Below are 17,828 nucleotides of genomic sequence, written 5' to 3'. Positions count from 1 at the left end.
TAAAAACTAAAAAAAACGTGGGATATTCAACCGAATTGCAAGAAACAATAGATGAACTAAATCTACGCAAAGAAAACATACTATACATGACGATTAAAAATGTGTATATAGATGAAATGCGCAATGGTGTTAAAAATGTAGAATACAGAGATTTGACCGATTTTTATCTGAATAAATTGTATAAAAAAGATAAAGGAGGAAAGTATGCTGAACCAAAACCCATTACCCATCTTTTGTTGCAAGGAGGGTACAATCCTGATAGTCCACGTATTTTGATAACATTAAAAGGTTGGGTAATCAATAAATCAGGCTATCCAAATGGATTAGACCCAAAAGGTCATGAATTGTTTTCTGATACCATCAATTTGCTTTTAGGATCAATTGTATATGATTCAAAATCAGATAAAGAATATCATAATGCCACAGCTCAACAATCCAAAGAGCAAGTAAAAAAAGAAAAATCAACAATGGAAATCAAACATCCAGAATATATAAAACCCATCAATTTGGTAAATGTTACTTACGACCAAACAGGTAAAAGTAAATCTACCAATGAAATGGGAATGCGTGAAATGCAAGCCAAAGCTTACGAAGCACGAACCGCTCAATACCTTTTAATAAAAGCACCACCTGCATCGGGAAAATCGAGAGCGTTAATGTTTTTGGCGTTAGATAAATTGCAAAATCAAGGCATTAAAAAAGCCATCGTTGCAGTTCCTGAACGTTCCATAGGAAATTCTTTTGCGCCTACAGAATTATCCAAATATGGGTTTTTTACCAATTGGGAATATAACCAACGTTATAACCTTTGTACCGCAGGAAGTGATAAATCGAAAGTGAAAGCATTTTACGATTTTTTAGAATCAGAAGAAAGGATTTTGATTTGTACACATGCTACTTTGCGTTTTGCTTTTGAAGGATTGAAAGAAGAGGATTTTAATAATTGTTTGATTGCGATTGACGAATTTCATCATGTTTCTGCTGATGGCGATAATATTTTAGGAAATGTGCTGCGAAATATGATGTCCAAATCCAATGCGCATATTATTGCAATGACAGGATCTTATTTCCGTGGAGATAGTGTTCCAGTTTTAACTCCAGAGGATGAGGCTAAATTTACGAATGTTACCTATAACTATTACGATCAGTTGAATGGCTATGAATTTTTGAGATCTCTAGGAATAGGTTATCATTTTTATCGTGGAAGATATTACAAACACGATGATGAAAAAGGCATGTCCGCATTGGAAGAAATTTTAGATGAAAACCTTAAAACCATTATTCACATTCCAAGCGTAAATTCAGCCGAATCTTCCAAAGAAAAAACGCAAGAAGTAGATCATATTATAGATTGCCTTGGAGTTTTAGAATATCAAGATACCGAAACAGGCGTTTTGTATGTCAAAAGTAAACGTTCAGGACGCATTTTAAAAGTTGCGGATTTGGTAAATGATAATCAGAAAGAGCGGGATAAAATTGTAGCCTATTTACGAGGGGTAAAGTCGGAGGAAGATATCGATATTATTATAGCCCTCGGAATGGCAAAAGAAGGTTTTGACTGGCCTTTTTGCCAACATGCTTTAACAATTGGTTATCGAGGTTCTTTAACAGAAATAATTCAGATTATTGGTCGAGCAACCAGAGACAGCAACAATAAAAATCATGCACAGTTTACCAATCTTATTGCACAACCCGATGCTGTAGATGATGATGTGAAATTAGCAGTGAATAACATGCTAAAAGCAATTACAGCTTCGTTATTGATGGAGCAAGTTTTGGCTCCCAATTTCAAATTCAAACCAATGGATGATCCTGATGATGAAGGTGATGATGAAAACACTATTAAAATCCGTGGATTCAAAAAACCGACTTCTCAAAGAGCCAAAGACATTATCGAATCTGATTTGAATGATCTTAAAGCTACCATTCTGCAAGATGACACCATGCTAAAAGCTATGCCTGGAAATCTTGAACCCGAAGTCATCAATACGGTTTTAATTCCAAAAATAATTCGAGAGAAATATCCTGATTTAAACGAAGAAGATATTGAAGCTATTCGTCAACATGTCGTAGTAGATTCAGTTATAAAAAACGGAACTGTCGAAGATCATGGTTCTAAAAAATTCATTCGTATGGCGGGAAGTTTTGTGAATATTGATGATGTTAATATTGATTTAATTGATACCGTTAACCCTTTCCAAAAAGCATTTGAAATCCTTTCTAAAAGCGTAACCACTTCTGTTTTGAGATCCATTCAAGACAGTATTAATATTACCCGTATTGAAATGACTGAGGAAGAAGCTTTTGCATCTTGGGAAGGCATTAAACGCTGGAAACAACAGACCGGAAATCCTCCCGATATTAATTCTTATGATCCAAGAGAACAAAGATTAGCTCAAGCATTATTATTTATTCAAGATTTAAAACGTAGAAAAGCGCAAAATGGCTAAGAGTCTAGATGATATTTTAAATGATGATGAATTTGGACTTTTAGATGCTAAAATTCAAAAATCTGAAATCAAAACAGATGAAGATCGTCTTATTGAATCTTTTGAAGAAATAAACGATTTTTTTGAGAAAAACAAACGCGAACCAAAGCAAGCGTCCATGTCAGAATATGCACTGTTTTCACGCTTGAAGGAATTTAAAGCCAATGAAAATAGAAAAGCGTTTTTGAAAACTTTCGACCGCCATAACCTGCTTGGCAAAATTGAAACGAAAATAGAAAGTTTGGACGATATCTTAAATGATGATGATTTAGGATTGTTAGATAACGGCGGAGATACATCTATTTTTGAATTTAAACATACGCCCAAAAGCGGAAGTCGTGATAAAGCAGATTATGTTGCACAAAGGCAATCGATGTCGGAAGCGGAATTCGCTAGATATGATCTGATGTTCAGGCAAGTCCATCGTGAATTAAAAGAAGGCAAGCGTAAATTTTTAGAATTTAAAAATGCTGAAGATAATTTGATGGAAGGCAATTTCTATTTAGTAGATGGTTTACTTTGTTATTTGAAAGTTTCCAAAGCAGAAAAGGTACTTCGAGAAAATAAATCAGGTGACAGAATGAGATTGGAAGGTCGTACTGTAACGATATTTGAGAATGCAACCATTTCCAATATGCTGTTTCGTTCCTTGGGTAAAGCTATTCAAAAGAATGGTAAGCTGATTACCAATCCTGATGAGAATATCGAAAAGCAATTATTTGAAAATGCTGGAATTGTAAAAGAAGAAGATGTTGAAAGTGGTTGGATTTATATTTTAAAATCGAAATCAGAAAATAAAGAAATCCAAAACATTCGCAATCTTTATAAAATTGGATTTTCTAAATTACCAGTGAAAGAAAGAATAAAGAATGCGAAGAAAGAAGCTACTTATCTTTTTGCTGATGTAGAAATTGTAGATTCTTTTGCTTGTTACAATCTCAATATTCATCAATTTGAAAATCTAATTCATCGTTTCTTTGCTGAAGCTTGTTTGAATATTGATTTGTATGATAAACAAGACAATCGATACATTCCCAGAGAATGGTTTTCTGTTCCTTTAGAGGAAATAAATACAGTAATCGATTTGTTTATGAATGGTAATATCGTGAATTATAAATATGATATTGGTAAAATGCAGGTTGTATTAAAGTAGTAAAAATTTGATACATTTAGTATTTTACGTTATATCTTCTTTTGAGTATCAAACAATCTCATAAAAAACAAAAAGCCAAAACTTGATAAGTTTTGGCTGTATTTTTGGCTGTAATTATCATAAACCATTGATAATCAGTCGATATTGCAGAGAGGAAGGGATTCGAACCCTCGATAGAGTTACCCCTATACTAACTTTCCAGGCTAGCTCCTTCAACCACTCGGACACCTCTCTTTTTCAGTTTGCAAATATAGACAAATATTTGAAGTCTACTAATCTTTTCAGTGAAAATCTTTGCTTACTTCGCCACACAAATCCTTATTAAAATTACTTGCAAAACCTCCCGGATAATAAGGGTTATTAAGCAGATGCATGGCTTTGGTAATCGCAGCTTCCGCAGTCATATCTTTTCCATTAATAGCACCAACCTGACTAAAAATGTTGCTATTGCTATATTTTCCAAAACTAATTCCACCAGAAACACATTGGCTGATAACGACAATCTCAACATTTCTGTTGCGCAATTCTTCCAAAACACGCGCTGTTTTTTCGTTATTAAAAATCGTTCCCGACCCAAAAACCTGAAGAATGATAACTTTAACAGAAGTTACCTCAAGTAAAAAATCAAAATTCATTCCTGGAAAAATACGCCAAAACAATACATTTTCATCGAGATGCAAATCGATTTCAAAATCAGTATTTTTAGGTTTTAGCAAACTTTCTTTATCAATATTCAAATGGACGCCAGATTGTCCCAATATCGAATAATTTGGACTTTGATAGGCATCAAAATATTCCGCGGAAACTTTTAAACTTCGGTTGCCACGCAATAATTTATATTCGAAATAAAGCGTCACTTCACGAATTACGGCTTCATCATCTTCGTATAGGCTGGCGTAATAAAGACTCGTCAAAAGATTTTCTTTGGCATCCGTTCTCAAATCCCCAATAGGCAATTGTGATCCCGTCAATACAACAGGTTTGTTAAGATTCCGAAGCATAAAACTAAGCGCTGATGCGGTGTAAGACATGGTATCTGTCCCGTGCAGAATAACGAAACCATCAAAAGTTTCATAATTTTCTTTAATAATTTTCGCAATGCCTTGCCATTGTTTCGGTCCCATGTCGGACGAGTCCACGGGATAATCAAAAGATTTCACAGAAACCTCACATTCCATAAGGTTCATTTCTGGCATTCGTTTAAAAATATTTGAAAAATCAAAAGGTACCAAACTTCCCGTTTTATAATCTTTTTCCATACCAATGGTACCGCCTGTGTAGATGATAAGCACTTTTCTTTTCATGGCTCAAAAATAAACAATATTCCCAATTCCAAAAAACAAAAAACTCAGTTCGAAAACTGAGTTTTGATTATCTTATTGTGCATGGAATATACTATCAATTTGTTTTGCTAGACTTGTACCTATCCTATCTTGCGCTTCCAGCGTTGCAGCACCTGTATGTGGTGTCAATGATATTTTAGGATGTTTAAGAATTTCTTCCGAAGGAGTCGGTTCGTTCTCAAAAACATCAAGACCTGCGAATGCCAACTTGCCAGAATCTAGAGCTTTAATCAGCGCGACTTCGTCCACCACGCCACCACGCGCGCAATTAACAATCGCGGCGCCATATTTCATCATTTCGATTTCTCTTGCACCGATAATAGCGCCATCTTGCGCTGGCACATGTAAGGTTACAAAATCCGCATGTTTTATCAAATCTTCCAAAGGTTCGGTTTCTATTTCAACATTTATGAATTGTTTATTATAAAAATCCACACGGACACTCGCTTTTCCGATTCGGGTATCAGAAGCTATCACCTTCATCCCAAGTCCTAGCGCAATCCGTGCAACTTCCTGACCTATGCGTCCAATACCAACGATACCAATGGTCTTTCCACGAAGTTCGATGCCTTTTTCATAGGATTTTTTCAAGGCATTAAAAGTCGTCTGTCCTTCCATTGGCATAGCACGATTTGATTCTTGCAAAAATCGACATCCTGCAAAAAGATGAGCAAACACCAACTCTGCAACCGACTCCGACGATGCCGAAGGTGTATTAATTACATGTATGCCTTTTTCACGAGCATATTCCACATCAATATTATCCATACCAACACCACCGCGCCCAACAATTTCCAAACCTGGACACGCATCAATCATATCTTTTCTTACTTTAGTTGCACTGCGTACCAAAAGAACTTTAATAGCTTCACGATTAATGTAATCCGTTAATTCTTCCTGGGGAACTTTGTTGGTAATAACGGTATAACCTTTCTCTGTAAGGGCATCTACACCACTTTTGGTCAAACCGTCATTTGCTAAAATTTTCATATAAATACATATTTTTTTTAGAAGCTTTTTCCCGCTTTCACTACTCGCTATCTTTCGCCACAACTTTCCCTTTCAAAAAAGATGAGCTCAGACATGCCGTTCAATCGGGGCTAAAACTTAGGTTATCAATTGGGAATTTAATCTTTAAAAACTTGAATTTTAACATTTTTCTCCACCAAATCTGTGAATTTGCCTCGATAACGCGTAGCCTTAACAAGGTGATTGTCAATCCAATGATAGTTGCCACCACGCGGTTTTCCACACAAAATACTATGGTATTTGAAACCATGGCGATTCAGCCATTCTTCTGTAATGGCTTTCAAATCCTCGGTTCTGGAAGTAAAAAAACAAATCTGGTGGCCTTCGTCATACCAACGATTAATCGTTTCCAAGGCATCGGCAAAAGGCTCACAAGTGGACATACGCTCTGGCTCTTCGTTCGGGACATCTTCGGTAATAGTACCATCGATATCAATAAGGTAATTCTTCACACCATCTTTTAAGACGGGACTTAGGTGATCTTTGTATTCTAATTCCATTTAATTTTTTATTGATTTAAACAAATTTAGAGCTTATTCGTAAGGCAACCTATTAATTAAAGTTAAAAATATTCAAGTTTCCAGAATTCATTATTAATAGCATAGCTTTATATTTTAACCAAACAAATTGTATTTTTATCATTTTTTATTAATTATTTTTAACAGTTTTATATATTTGGTACAAATTAAACTATGAAGAAAAAGCTTAAACTTTGGGATGCTGTAATGATTGTTATGGGATCTATGATTGGCAGCGGAATTTTTATTGTGAGTGCGGATATTATGCGCAATTTAGGTTCGGGATATTGGCTGATTGTCGTATGGCTCATTACCGCTCTTATGACCGTTGCCGCAGCCATTAGCTATGGCGAGCTTTCCGCATTGTTTCCGAAAGCTGGTGGGCAGTACACTTACATCACCGAAATCTATGGAAAAATGATGGGTTTTCTTTATGGTTGGGGCATGTTCAGTGTTATACAAACAGGCACAATTGCCGCAGTAGCTGTTGCTTTTGGTAAGTTTACCGCTTACCTCATCCCAAGTCTTAACAATGCTGCGCCACTCCTCCAAAGTGGAACTTTCAAAATAACATGGATACAGCTTTTAGCAATATTGGTGATTTTGGTTTTAACTTTTATCAACACACGAGGCGTCCAAAGTGGTAAGTTGCTACAGAATATATTTACATCTTCAAAAATTATTGCACTTTTAGGGCTTATTATTTTAGGTTTTGTTCTTGTGGAACATTCTCAATTTGCAAATAACTTTCAGTTTGGATGGGAGGCTTTTCAAAATTTCGGTATCGAAGTTAATGGTCAAAAACAAACTGTTAGTTGGCTCAGTATTTCTGGAACAACAGTTCTTGGAGGCATTGCTGCGGCTATGGTTGGCTCCGTATTTAGTTCTGTTGCTTGGGAAAATGTAACCTTTGTGGCAGGTGAAATTGAAAATCCTCGCAAAAATATTGTTCGCGCTATGATTATCGGAACCATTTCTGTAATGGCACTTTATCTATTAGTTAATCTTGTCTATCTCAACACTTTGGATCGCGATCAGATTGCATTTGCAGCTAATGATCGTGTCGCAGTGGCTTCGGCTGAGAACATCTTTGGTAGCGCGGGTACAGCCATTGTTGCGATTTTGGTAATGATCTCAACATTCGGTTGTGTTAACGGAATTATTTTGGCTGGCGCACGTGTTTTCCAAACGATGGCCAAGGACGGGCTTTTCTTGAAATCAGCTATTAGAAACAATCGTTTTGAAGTTCCCGAAAACGCGTTATGGATGCAAGGCATCTGGGCAAGTTTGCTCTGTCTTAGTGGACAATATGGTGATTTGTTGGATATGATTTCGTTTGTTATCGTTTTATTTTATATGCTAACCGTGGCTGGCGTGATTTATCTTCGCATCAAAAAGCCAGAACTCCAACGCGACTACAAAACTTGGTTATATCCAATTACACCCATTTTATATTTAATCATAGGAATTTCATTTTGCGTTTTACTATTCATTTACAAACCGCAATATACTTGGCCAGGACTTGGATTAATATTAATAGGTTTGCCAATATATTTTATTATTAATAGAAGATCGATAAAGTAAATCTTAGTTTTAATTAAAAATCAAAAAATCCGCAGAAATTCTACGGATTTTTTATGCTCTTATTTAAAATCACTTTTAATCTTTCCCGAAAAGCGCACCAACAACAGAGGTAACTATTGAAAGTAAAATACTAAATAAGAAAGCCCACCAAAAGCCATCTACCGTCATGCTGTCCATAAAATTATCGCATAACAAAATAATTGCTGCATTGATAACCAATGAAAACAATCCTAATGTAAGAATTGTAATAGGTAATGACAGAATCGCTAAAATTGGACGTACTAACAAATTCAGAATTCCTAAAACAATAGCAAAAATTATGGTGGATCCAAAGTCCTCAAAATGAACGCCTGACAAAATTTTACTCAATAAAAATGCAGAAACCGCAGTGATAAGAAGGTTAATTATTAATCTCATAGTTTACTTTATTTATGGGTTAAACACTAGGAAAGATACAAAAAACTCGCTGAAAATCTAATTCTGTACAGGTATTCTTTTGTAAGCTTCGACTTTTATAACAGTAGAGTCGGTCTCAGAGTTGGCTTTATCTTCGATCAAAATACCGAAAAGATGATCTATTTCGTGTTGGAAGATAACTGCTGTAAAACCTTCCACAATTTCTGTATATTTTTTTCCTTTCAGATCTTGATATTGCACTTGTATAACCTGACTTCTGTAAAACATATTTTTATAGTCTTTAATCGACAAATCACCTTCCAAACCAAAGTTAAGAATCTCCGATTTCCATAAAATTTTAGAATTAATAAAATACTCAAAAGGTGAATTTCGTTTGTCAAAGCGCTGCACCCAAATAGCATTACGATTGACTCCAACTTGTGGCGCTGCAATACCAACCCCGCCAGAAGCGAGTAATGATAACTTCATTCGGTTAATCAATATTTCAGTATTTTTATCAAAAACCTGAATGTCTGTCGAACTTTTTAATAAACTTTTATGCTCTGCTTCCACGTTCGTCTGGTAGATTGGCAAAGCTGTAGTGGTTTTTCCTTGTCTAATAATGCTAAGTTCTTCCTTGCTAAACTTTTGGCCAAAAGCTATATTAAGGCTTATTAGCAGACTAAATAATAAAAATCTCATCATATAAAATTGGTGTATTAGAATTTTGTTTTTTTAAAATATTTAAAATTAAGAATTTATCCATGACAAAATCAAAAAAACTAGAACAAAGCCTATTTCTAAAATCAAGAAATTAAACTTAAATTTGTATTTAGATAAATTAGAACATGAACCACAAACTAAATAAAAAGGTACGTTTCGAAGATTTGGGCACTCGAGATTATATGCCAGCTTGGGATTACCAAGAGGAATTGATGAAAGAAAACCTCGATATCAAAGTAAAAAACAGAGATACCGCACCTGAAGAACAAACAGAAACCAAGAATCATTTACTTTTTGTAGAACATCCACATGTCTATACTTTAGGAAAAAGTGGTCACGAGGAAAACATGTTGGCCAATGCCGAAAAACTTAAAGAAATTGAGGCTACTTATGTAAAAGTCAACCGCGGCGGCGACATTACCTATCACGGATTCGGGCAGATTGTAGGTTATCCAGTTTTGGATTTGGAAAATTTCTATACAGACATCCACCGTTATATGCGCGATTTGGAAGAAGTTATCATCAGAACAATTGCAGAATATGGACTTCACGGCACGAGGTCGGAAGGCGAAACTGGCGTTTGGCTAGACGTCGGAAAACCTTACGCCAGAAAGATTTGCGCCATGGGCGTGAAGGCATCACGCTGGGTAACCATCCATGGATTTGCGCTTAATGTCAACACCAATATGAAATATTTCGATTACATCGTACCTTGTGGAATTACCGACAAACAGGTAACTTCTCTTAAAAACGAGCTGGAACACGAAGTCGATGTGGAAGAAGTAAAACAGAAAATTAAAAAACATTTCGTAGAGGTTTTCGGTTGCGAATTGGTTTAAAAAACAAAAACGACTTCTATTCTGAAGTCGTTTTTATTTATAATGTATTAAATGTCTAAACCGTCATTCCAATATCAATACCTTTGATTTTTCTGTAAAGATCCGTTGCGTAATTATCCGTCATCCCAGACACAAAATCGAGAACGCCCAAGACTTTGTCATAAGCACTTCCCTCTTCATAAACAAATTGTTTTGGAATCAGTTTCAGTGCCATTTTATCATAATTTTTACGCGCTGGTTTTTCTAAAATAATGGATGGAATAAAATGATCCAACAACTCATACATCACATTGTAACCCGCATTTTCTATTTCGATAACCGCTTTATGATTGTAAATTTTGTCAATGGAAAAACGTTCGATTTCTGTTAAAGAAGAACTTTCTTGTTTGAAAATATCCAACAAAGCCATGTCCATATTGCCCGCAATAATCTTATCAAAATTCGACTGATAAACCGAAACCGATTTATTAATTAAAGAATTAATGACTTTTGCTCTTAGATAAGAAACCCGCTCATTTGGGTTCGAAATAATATCGAGTTTGTCCTTCACGCGTTTCAGATCGTCAGGATTTACAGATTTTATCAAATCAATAAACAATTCTTCACAATCTTTGGAGTTAACAATTCCCAAACGGTGTGCATCTTCCATATCGATAATGCTGTAACAGATGTCGTCCGCCGCCTCTACCAACCAAACAAAAGGATGTCTTTTGTGGATAATAGGATCGTCGCTTTCGCGTTGCATTCCTGTAGATGTTGCAATATCTAGAAAATTGGATTTTGAGTTTTGGAAGAAACCAAACTTCTTACGATGGATAATTGTTTTTTTTCTTGCAATCGCTTCGCAAGGGTATTTGGCAATACTCGCTAAAGTAGAATAAGTTAACTGTAGCCCGCCTTCATCTTTGCCTTGCTGTTGATGTGTCAACACGCGAATGGCATTGGCATTGCCTTCAAAATTGACAAGATCTGCCCATTCTTTTTCATTGAAAAGCGATTTTATAGAGGTTTCATTTTGCTCAAAATAACTGGCAATAGCATCTTCGCCAGAATGTCCAAAGGCGGGATTCCCGATGTCATGGCAAAGGCAAGCTGCCGCAATAACGTCACTTAGTTGGTATTGGTAAAAGTTGGTCGAAACCTCCGACAAATCGTTTTGGTATTTTTTTGAAATAAAATCGCCGATCAAACTTCCCAAACTACGACCAACCGAGGCAACCTCCAGAGAATGTGTCAAACGGTTGTGTACAAAGACGCTTCCTGGCAGAGGAAAAACTTGGGTTTTGTTTTGCAATCTTCGAAAAGCCGACGAAAAAATAATACGGTCAAAATCTCTTTGGAAATCTGTTCTCGAAACAAAATTCGATTGGTGATTTCCTGTACGCTGGTTGGTAAAAAGTTGGTTAAGATCCATAAGGCAAAAATACAGAAACCTCTTTCAAAAAGCCTAACAAAGAGGTAATCCTTTTACTAAAAAATGATTATTGTCGAGAATTACAAAAGGCGGGTCTGTTGGGCTTTCTTTAATCATAATGATGAATTTACAAAAACATCGAGATCTTTTCACAAAATCATCGAGACCTTTTTATAAAACCATCGAGACCTTTTTAGTAAAAGATCTCGATGATTTTATACACTTGTACAAAAGCTTTAACAAAGGGCTTTTGCGACCTGTTATTTGGACTTTTCATATTTTACAATAGCGAGCATCTCGCGCAGGTCTATCCCTGGTCGGAAAAGGATTTTACTTTTCTTAATAAGTGTAGGATTAAACTTTGCAGCCACATCTGCCCCCTCGCTGCTAAGGCTAATTTGGAAGGATCCAAAATCACCAAATCTTACAATTTTGCCTTCCGAAAGATGTCTGGACAAAGCTTTGCTAAGGTCATTAAGAACAGCAAGCACATCTGTATCGCTAACGGTGGTAGAGCTTGCGGCAATTTCTTTACTTAGACTACGGAAGCTTACCTCGCCAGAAGACTTTGCCGTGGCATAGAATTTTTTTGGAGCAGTGGGATTACCGGGGATTCCTTTTTCACTTAGAGAATACATAACTGGCATAATATTGTGTTTTAAAAGTTAGTATCTCAAATATAATCAATCGAATTTGTTTGGGTGCAATTTTTTAATGTCATCTACCGTTCCCAATACTTTTTCTTTTAAAGTATCTTGGTAGTTTTGCATTTTCTTAGCAATATTTTCGTCTGCTGCGCCTAAGATTTTTGCGGCTAGAATCCCGGCATTCAGCGCGCCATTTAACGCGACTGTCGCGACAGGAATACCGCCTGGCATTTGCAAAATTGACAATACAGAATCCCAACCATCTATAGAATTGCTGGACAAAATAGGAACACCGATTACGGGAAGTGTGGTGCAACTCGCGACCATTCCTGGCAAATGTGCCGCGCCACCTGCGCCTGCGATGATGACTTTCAGACCACGTTCTTTTGCGGTTTTTGCATAATCTAACATTCTTTCTGGTGTTCTGTGCGCCGACACCACGGTCAATTCGTAAGGGATGTCTAGACTTTGTAGGAAGTTTGCGGCTTGCTCCATAATTGGAAGATCGCTTTGGCTTCCCATAATTATTCCTATCATGTTTAATTTTTTATTAGAACGTCAAAGATACAGAAATTGCAGAATGCTTACATCAATTGCTCTACGCCAAGTTTTAATTTGTTGGAGATATGTAACAGTGGTAGCACATTTTCTTTTTTGGTAATAAAAAACTGGTAAGAGTCGCCCAAAGTATTCATTTGCATAAGTTCAAAACCGCGCTCCGACAATGCTTTTTGGACATAAGGAAATAAATCGTCACTATAAGTTTCTTCGGGATATTGGAACGTCCAATCTTCTTCATTCAAAATATGGGCAACTATACCTTCCAAATCTTCGGGATCGAATTTCCAATCGCTATGCCATGTATTATCGTCATTAAAAAATTCGAATCTCAAAGGAAAATAAGCGTCATCGTAATAAGTATCTTCTTCAAAAAGCTCTGACCAATCTTTCGTCCATTGCTCATAAAACTTTTGCGCCTTCTCCTCGACATCTGCTAATTTCCAAAAATTAAGATAATCCAAAGCTTCTAAAAAATCTTTCTTTGAAACCTCAGATGACAACAAAGCTTTTGGATGCTTCTTCAAAATTTCAGAATTTATTTCCACTTCGGTTTTAGTAGCCAGCGCCGCGACAAGTTTCTCTAATTCTGCAATATAAAATTCATCTTTTAAGTCAGGATTGTTAATATCTACTAAAAATTGAGCGTCCAGCAGATCACTAATTCTGTAATCAAGCCCTTTTGAATAAAAAATTCTAAAAGCATTAACTTCCTCGGCTTCGTTTTCGCAAACAAAAAATAAATAAAAACTGCATTTTATACTTTTAAAAAAAGATTTTTCTTCGGCTGTTGGAGGAACATAATAATTGAAAATCATCAAATTATATTGTTCATTAACTTCGAGATCCCGATTAATATCGACTGGACTGATTCCCGCTTTTTCGTGAAGCACATTTAGTAATTCATAAAAATTCTTGAAGCCGCGTTCTTTCAAAACTTTTTTATCATCATCAGAATCTTCATAAGAACCTGGGAACTCATACCAAGTCATTTCCGACTCTCCTTCCTGCCCACCGACTAAGACTACTACAGGATTTTCTTCATTTTGAAGGTGGTTAAATAAATTCTTAAATGTCTGAAAATCAAAATCAAACTTCATTTTCTTTTTTCGTTTAAAAGGATTCCACATATTAATATAAAGAACGTTAAATTTAGAATTTTTAACTGCTTTTATCAAGCTATCTTACAAATGAAAGTTTTAGAAAAAATTAACATTATCTATAATTCTTTGTAACCTCCCATCTTAAAAACTATAACAAATTAATAATAAAAAAAGATAAAAATATTAGTACGTAGGGGAATTAATCTAGTTGTTGTTAGAAGATATTACCGAATGTTGAAATTCGAAAAACTTTCCGTGGTTTATGTACGGTGTTACTTTTTTGCCTGTTTTTCAGCATTGCCATATCAAAACACCACAATGTTTAGGCTCTATTTTCCAAAGATCAGAATCGAAGGCTTTACATTATGCGAAAGCTGTGCATGCCTATAATTATTCGGATTTATCTTTATTTGATCGCAATTAAAGATTACATCAAATTTTCCAAATATTCTTTTAAAACCAAAGGATGACAATGTTTTTCATCTTTGGCGGCGTAAACTAATGTTACAATTTCTTGTTGTTGTAAACGTTTTAGAAAATCTGGACCAAAATTATTGTCTTGAAGTTCTTTTAAATATTTTTCAGAAAACGCTTCCCAACGAGAAACATCGTGATGAAACCACAAGCGCAATTCTGTAGAAGGTGCCAAATCTTTGTTCCATTCATCAATATCGGCATGTTCTTTAGACATTCCTCTTGGCCACAATCTGTCCACCAAAACTCGATAACCATCTTGCGGTGAAGCATCTTCGTAAACTCTTTTGAGAAGAATTTTCATGATTGCTTAATATTTATTCTTTTTTGTAAACAGCTTTTCCATCAATGTATAAAGTAGATTCCGAAGAATTATATACATATTTTCCAGCTGTAAAATTTCCGTCTTGAATTTTATTCAAAATTACATTAGGTTTATCAGATAAAAACAATTCAGCTTTGGATTGATCACCATTAAAAACCAAAAATACACTGATAATAGCTTCATCTTTTTGAAAATCAATAGGATTCAGTCTTGTTCCTTCGTTAAAAACCTGAATACAATTTTGTTTCAACTCGCTCCAAGTTTGTCCTGCAGAAGCTTTGCAACCGTGACTGTCTTTATCGTTTCCTATCATTTTTGGTGTACTACAAGCAGCTAAGCTTCCTAAAGCCAACATCAATACAAGATTTTTCATAACTCGTTTATTTTTTTTTAAGTATTCAAAAATAATACTAATTAATCACCAACCTATAACAATTGAACTATCAAAAAATAAAATTTACTTCCAAAATTCGTCCTGATAATCATCTTTTTCCTGGGAATGAATTTCTTGTAAAGCTTTTCCAATTTCTGAAAGTTGATTTTCATTGAGGTTTTTCTCCAAATGCGGAAACCATTCTCGTTCTTCGAAACGGATATGCTTTTCTAAAACCTCAGCGAGATTTTCAAAATTGGAAACTTCATTTTCGTTGACAATTTTCTGAACCCAATTTTTAATTTCCAAATGTTCTTGGGCAATACGCTCCGACATTTCGTCTTTTAAATAAGGAAAAAGGATTTCTTCTTCCTCACGGAAATGTTCTTTTAAATGGTAATTCCAAAAATAGTCTATATATTTTTTTATACGTTCTGCATCAATATTTTTCTTTAAGCCTTGGCGGATTTTCCATGAACAAAGCAATCCAAAATGATGATCGCGAGACAGCTCAACGATGTTTTCGTTTCTTTTCATTTTTTTTAAATTTTATAGAATTAAAAACCCCATCATTTCCTAAAAAACGATGGGGTAACAAATTAAATTTAAATTATCTTTTTTCTTTATTTGACCAACCGAATTTTAATCCGATGATGAAAATTACGAGTAATAATTCACCCAAGGCCAGTAAAATATCTCCTGGAACACGCATCCATCTTAGGAAATGCATGATTTCGGTTTGCATAAATTCTGCGGAACGTGCATACCAATATCCTTCTTGAATAGAAGCTACCGCCTGCATAATTCCGATTGGGAGAATACTAATGGTAGTCATCACAAACAATCCGATATTTGTTAGCCAAAATGCCCATCCAATTAATTTATCATTCCATTCTCTATCTGGGTACAACCCTCTCAAGATGAAAAGCATTAAACCAATTCCTAGAATTCCGTACACTCCAAATAATGCGGCGTGACCGTGAACTGCAGTGGTATTTAAGCCTTGAATATAATACAATGCAATGGGTGGGTTAATGGCAAATCCGAAGATTCCTGCCCCTAAGAAGTTCCAAAAACACATCGCGATGAAACAATAGATTGGCCATTTGTAAGCTTTAATCCATTTTGTAGATTTTGAAATTTGATAGTTATGATAAGCTTCGTAACCAATTAATACCAAAGGAACAATTTCTAATGCACTGAAAGTAGCTCCCAAAGCTAAAACCGCTGTTGGTGTAGCACTGAAATACAAATGGTGGAACGTTCCTAAAATACCTCCTGCAAGGAAAATAATGGTGGAGAATAATACCGAAACTGTTGCCGATTTAATTCTTAATAAACCTAATCTTGTGAATAAGAACGCTGCTACAACGGTCGCAAAAACCTCGAAGAAACCTTCTACCCAAAGGTGAACCACCCACCATCTCCAATATTCAGCAATGGCTAAGTGCGTTTGTCTTCCGTACATTAATCCAGATGCGTAGAATACTGCAATAGCAACAGAAGCAATTACGAATAAGGTAAGCATGTGACGGTTTTCATCTTTGCGTTTTAACGCTGGCATCAAAGCTCTCAGCATTAAAATCAACCAAAGAACTAATCCAACAAGCAATAAAATTTGCCAAACTCTACCCAGTTCAATATACTCATATCCTGCATGCCCCCAAAGGAAATTATCTACATATCCTAATTTTTGCATCACACCAAACCATTGTCCCGTTAATGATCCAAAAACAACAATTAACAACGCTCCGAATAGAATATTGACACCTAATTTTTGATATTTTGGTTCGTAGCCAGAAACTGCAGGTGCAATGTACAATCCTGTTGCCAGCCAAGAAGTTGCAATCCAGAAAATAGCCAACTGAACGTGCCAGCTTCGGGAAACTTGTTGCGGTAAGATTTCATCCAAAGGGAGTCCATAAAATGCGCTTCCTTCCACACCATAATGCGCTGTTACAACGCCCGCCAACATTTGAACAAGAATCAATAAAGCAACTACCCAAATATATTTTAAAGTAGCACGCATGGAAGGCGTAGGCTTCATATTCCTCATTGGATCTTCCAAAGGAAGTGCTTCAGATATTTCTTCTTCTCTGTTTTTAGCATGATAGAAAACCAAAGCGCCAACACCCACCAAAAGCATTAAAACACTGAAACCAGACCATAAATGCAATGAACTAGAAGGAATATTCCCTACCGTTGGATCGTGTGGCCAGTTGTTAGTGTAGGACACATCATCGTTAGGACGATTGGTGATACACACCCAAGTGGTCCAAGAGAAGAAGGCGTTCATTTTGTCCATTCTTTCCTTGTCTTTCACGGTATTTTTCGGAATCGCATAATTATCACGAAGTTCAGCCATGGAAGCCACATCCATGAAAAGCTTGGTATAATAATCTGCTAATTTTGCTTGAACTTTAGCACGTTCTGGTGAGAACGTAATGGTATTCGTAGTTTCGTCTAAAGTATTGGTGCGAAGCTCTTTTTTAAGTAAGTGTTGATACTTCACTTGCTCCTCATCGGGAAGGTCTTTGTAAACTTTTCCGTCTTTAAGAGCCAATTCATCAAGAAGAAGCAAGGATTCGCGGTGAAGATAATCGGCGTTCCAGTCGGGAGCGATATAAGCCCCGTGTCCCCAGATACTACCAACAGTTTGTCCACCAATAGATTGCCAGACATTTTGACCATCTTTAACATCTTGACCTGTGTAGAGTAATGTTCCGTCTGTGGTAACCACTTTTTCTGGTACTGGCGGTACTTTTCGGTAAATATCAACGCCATAGAAGATAAGCACGGCAAAGGAAGCAATGATGACAAATGCTAACCAGCCCCATAGTTTTTTAGGTGTCATAGTTTT

At 35.9% G+C, this 17,828-nt stretch carries 17 protein-coding genes and 1 tRNA gene; 4 read left to right on the top strand and 14 right to left on the bottom strand.

Translation table 11 applies throughout. The features are described 5' to 3' along the window. Nucleotides 1-467: 467 nt before the first annotated feature. Nucleotides 468-2,450, top strand: coding sequence for a DEAD/DEAH box helicase (locus G6R40_RS00595; RefSeq protein ID WP_165137440.1), 1,983 nt, complete (start codon nucleotides 468-470; stop codon nucleotides 2,448-2,450). After that, nucleotides 2,443-3,642 (top strand): GIY-YIG nuclease family protein, encoded by a 1,200-nt coding sequence (locus tag G6R40_RS00590; RefSeq protein ID WP_165130556.1) that lies wholly within the window; start codon nucleotides 2,443-2,445, stop codon nucleotides 3,640-3,642. Before G6R40_RS00595 ends, G6R40_RS00590 begins: the two co-directional genes overlap by 8 nt. Before the next feature lie 147 nt (nucleotides 3,643-3,789). Here G6R40_RS00590 and G6R40_RS00585 read toward each other — a convergent pair. From G6R40_RS00585 to G6R40_RS00570, 4 genes are all read right to left on the bottom strand, one after another. Continuing rightward, nucleotides 3,790-3,876: transfer RNA gene (locus tag G6R40_RS00585), tRNA-Ser, on the bottom strand. Nucleotides 3,877-3,923: 47 nt separating this feature from the next. Further along, nucleotides 3,924-4,946, bottom strand: coding sequence for an asparaginase (locus G6R40_RS00580; RefSeq protein WP_165130554.1), 1,023 nt, complete (start codon nucleotides 4,944-4,946; stop codon nucleotides 3,924-3,926). Between the two features lie 72 nt (nucleotides 4,947-5,018). Continuing rightward, nucleotides 5,019-5,975 (bottom strand): D-2-hydroxyacid dehydrogenase, encoded by a 957-nt coding sequence (locus tag G6R40_RS00575; protein ID WP_165130552.1) that lies wholly within the window; start codon nucleotides 5,973-5,975, stop codon nucleotides 5,019-5,021. Between the two features lie 137 nt (nucleotides 5,976-6,112). Beyond that, complete coding sequence (locus G6R40_RS00570; RefSeq protein ID WP_165130550.1) at nucleotides 6,113-6,514, bottom strand: phosphoheptose isomerase; 402 nt, start codon at nucleotides 6,512-6,514, stop codon at nucleotides 6,113-6,115. Between the two features lie 192 nt (nucleotides 6,515-6,706). Between G6R40_RS00570 and G6R40_RS00565 the strand changes: the two genes are divergently transcribed. Further along, nucleotides 6,707-8,116 (top strand): APC family permease, encoded by a 1,410-nt coding sequence (locus tag G6R40_RS00565; RefSeq protein WP_165130548.1) that lies wholly within the window; start codon nucleotides 6,707-6,709, stop codon nucleotides 8,114-8,116. 75 nt (nucleotides 8,117-8,191) lie between these two features. Here the strand turns inward: G6R40_RS00565 and G6R40_RS00560 are convergent, their stop codons facing one another. Next, the gene (locus G6R40_RS00560) at nucleotides 8,192-8,533 is read right to left on the bottom strand and encodes a phage holin family protein (RefSeq protein WP_165130546.1); all 342 of its coding nucleotides are present in this window, start codon (nucleotides 8,531-8,533) and stop codon (nucleotides 8,192-8,194) included. Between the two features lie 57 nt (nucleotides 8,534-8,590). Beyond that, nucleotides 8,591-9,217, bottom strand: a complete 627-nt coding sequence (locus G6R40_RS00555) for a peptide deformylase (protein ID WP_228455884.1) — start codon at nucleotides 9,215-9,217, stop codon at nucleotides 8,591-8,593. A gap of 143 nt (nucleotides 9,218-9,360) precedes the next feature. Between G6R40_RS00555 and lipB the strand changes: the two genes are divergently transcribed. Next, nucleotides 9,361-10,074, top strand: coding sequence for a lipoyl(octanoyl) transferase LipB (gene lipB, locus G6R40_RS00550; protein ID WP_165130544.1), 714 nt, complete (start codon nucleotides 9,361-9,363; stop codon nucleotides 10,072-10,074). Between the two features lie 55 nt (nucleotides 10,075-10,129). On the opposite strand, the gene dgt is transcribed toward lipB, so the two are convergent. The 8 genes from dgt to G6R40_RS00510 all read right to left on the bottom strand — a co-directional run bounded on the left by dgt (nucleotide 10,130) and on the right by G6R40_RS00510 (nucleotide 17,822). Next, nucleotides 10,130-11,488 carry a dGTP triphosphohydrolase gene (gene dgt, locus G6R40_RS00545; protein WP_165130542.1) on the bottom strand — a complete coding sequence of 453 codons (1,359 nt, stop codon included), beginning with the start codon at nucleotides 11,486-11,488 and terminating at the stop codon, nucleotides 10,130-10,132. A 260-nt stretch (nucleotides 11,489-11,748) separates the two neighbouring features. Continuing rightward, nucleotides 11,749-12,135 carry an HU family DNA-binding protein gene (locus tag G6R40_RS00540; protein ID WP_165130540.1) on the bottom strand — a complete coding sequence of 129 codons (387 nt, stop codon included), beginning with the start codon at nucleotides 12,133-12,135 and terminating at the stop codon, nucleotides 11,749-11,751. A 36-nt stretch (nucleotides 12,136-12,171) separates the two neighbouring features. Continuing rightward, nucleotides 12,172-12,672 carry a 5-(carboxyamino)imidazole ribonucleotide mutase gene (purE, locus tag G6R40_RS00535; protein ID WP_165130538.1) on the bottom strand — a complete coding sequence of 167 codons (501 nt, stop codon included), beginning with the start codon at nucleotides 12,670-12,672 and terminating at the stop codon, nucleotides 12,172-12,174. Between the two features lie 47 nt (nucleotides 12,673-12,719). Continuing rightward, a complete protein-coding gene (locus G6R40_RS00530) occupies nucleotides 12,720-13,793 on the bottom strand; it encodes a hypothetical protein (RefSeq protein WP_228455883.1) in 1,074 nt (357 codons plus the stop codon). 430 nt (nucleotides 13,794-14,223) lie between these two features. Beyond that, nucleotides 14,224-14,577: a DUF488 domain-containing protein gene (locus G6R40_RS00525; protein ID WP_165137434.1), complete on the bottom strand. Its 354-nt coding sequence runs from the start codon at nucleotides 14,575-14,577 to the stop codon at nucleotides 14,224-14,226. 10 nt (nucleotides 14,578-14,587) lie between these two features. Further along, the gene (locus tag G6R40_RS00520) at nucleotides 14,588-14,968 is read right to left on the bottom strand and encodes a hypothetical protein (RefSeq protein ID WP_165130534.1); all 381 of its coding nucleotides are present in this window, start codon (nucleotides 14,966-14,968) and stop codon (nucleotides 14,588-14,590) included. A gap of 84 nt (nucleotides 14,969-15,052) precedes the next feature. Further along, on the bottom strand, nucleotides 15,053-15,505 hold the full coding sequence (locus tag G6R40_RS00515) for a hemerythrin domain-containing protein (protein WP_165130532.1): 453 nt from the start codon (nucleotides 15,503-15,505) through the stop codon (nucleotides 15,053-15,055). 73 nt (nucleotides 15,506-15,578) lie between these two features. Further along, on the bottom strand, nucleotides 15,579-17,822 hold the full coding sequence (locus G6R40_RS00510) for a nitric-oxide reductase large subunit (protein WP_165130530.1): 2,244 nt from the start codon (nucleotides 17,820-17,822) through the stop codon (nucleotides 15,579-15,581). Between the last annotated feature and the right edge of the window lie 6 nt (nucleotides 17,823-17,828).

The sequence above is a fragment of the Chryseobacterium sp. POL2 genome (genome assembly GCF_011058315.1).
Taxonomy (GTDB): Bacteria; Bacteroidota; Bacteroidia; order Flavobacteriales; family Weeksellaceae; genus Soonwooa.
The sequence above is the reverse complement of the archived record's forward strand: the minus strand, read 5'-3'. Positions and strand labels throughout refer to the sequence as shown.

Excerpts from the sequence above, each read along its gene's own strand:
- G6R40_RS00595 (WP_165137440.1), top strand. The coding sequence starts at position 468 with ATGGAAATCAAACATCCAGAATATATAAAACCCATCAATTTGGTAAAT.
- G6R40_RS00590 (WP_165130556.1), top strand. The coding sequence starts at position 2,443 with ATGGCTAAGAGTCTAGATGATATTTTAAATGATGATGAATTTGGACTT.
- G6R40_RS00580 (WP_165130554.1), bottom strand. The coding sequence starts at position 4,946 with ATGAAAAGAAAAGTGCTTATCATCTACACAGGCGGTACCATTGGTATG.
- G6R40_RS00575 (WP_165130552.1), bottom strand. The coding sequence starts at position 5,975 with ATGAAAATTTTAGCAAATGACGGTTTGACCAAAAGTGGTGTAGATGCC.
- G6R40_RS00570 (WP_165130550.1), bottom strand. The coding sequence starts at position 6,514 with ATGGAATTAGAATACAAAGATCACCTAAGTCCCGTCTTAAAAGATGGT.
- G6R40_RS00565 (WP_165130548.1), top strand. The coding sequence starts at position 6,707 with ATGAAGAAAAAGCTTAAACTTTGGGATGCTGTAATGATTGTTATGGGA.
- G6R40_RS00560 (WP_165130546.1), bottom strand. The coding sequence starts at position 8,533 with ATGAGATTAATAATTAACCTTCTTATCACTGCGGTTTCTGCATTTTTA.
- G6R40_RS00555 (WP_228455884.1), bottom strand. The coding sequence starts at position 9,217 with ATGATGAGATTTTTATTATTTAGTCTGCTAATAAGCCTTAATATAGCT.
- lipB (WP_165130544.1), top strand. The coding sequence starts at position 9,361 with ATGAACCACAAACTAAATAAAAAGGTACGTTTCGAAGATTTGGGCACT.
- dgt (WP_165130542.1), bottom strand. The coding sequence starts at position 11,488 with ATGGATCTTAACCAACTTTTTACCAACCAGCGTACAGGAAATCACCAA.
- G6R40_RS00540 (WP_165130540.1), bottom strand. The coding sequence starts at position 12,135 with ATGCCAGTTATGTATTCTCTAAGTGAAAAAGGAATCCCCGGTAATCCC.
- purE (WP_165130538.1), bottom strand. The coding sequence starts at position 12,672 with ATGATAGGAATAATTATGGGAAGCCAAAGCGATCTTCCAATTATGGAG.
- G6R40_RS00530 (WP_228455883.1), bottom strand. The coding sequence starts at position 13,793 with ATGAAGTTTGATTTTGATTTTCAGACATTTAAGAATTTATTTAACCAC.
- G6R40_RS00520 (WP_165130534.1), bottom strand. The coding sequence starts at position 14,968 with ATGAAAAATCTTGTATTGATGTTGGCTTTAGGAAGCTTAGCTGCTTGT.
- G6R40_RS00515 (WP_165130532.1), bottom strand. The coding sequence starts at position 15,505 with ATGAAAAGAAACGAAAACATCGTTGAGCTGTCTCGCGATCATCATTTT.
- G6R40_RS00510 (WP_165130530.1), bottom strand. The coding sequence starts at position 17,822 with ATGACACCTAAAAAACTATGGGGCTGGTTAGCATTTGTCATCATTGCT.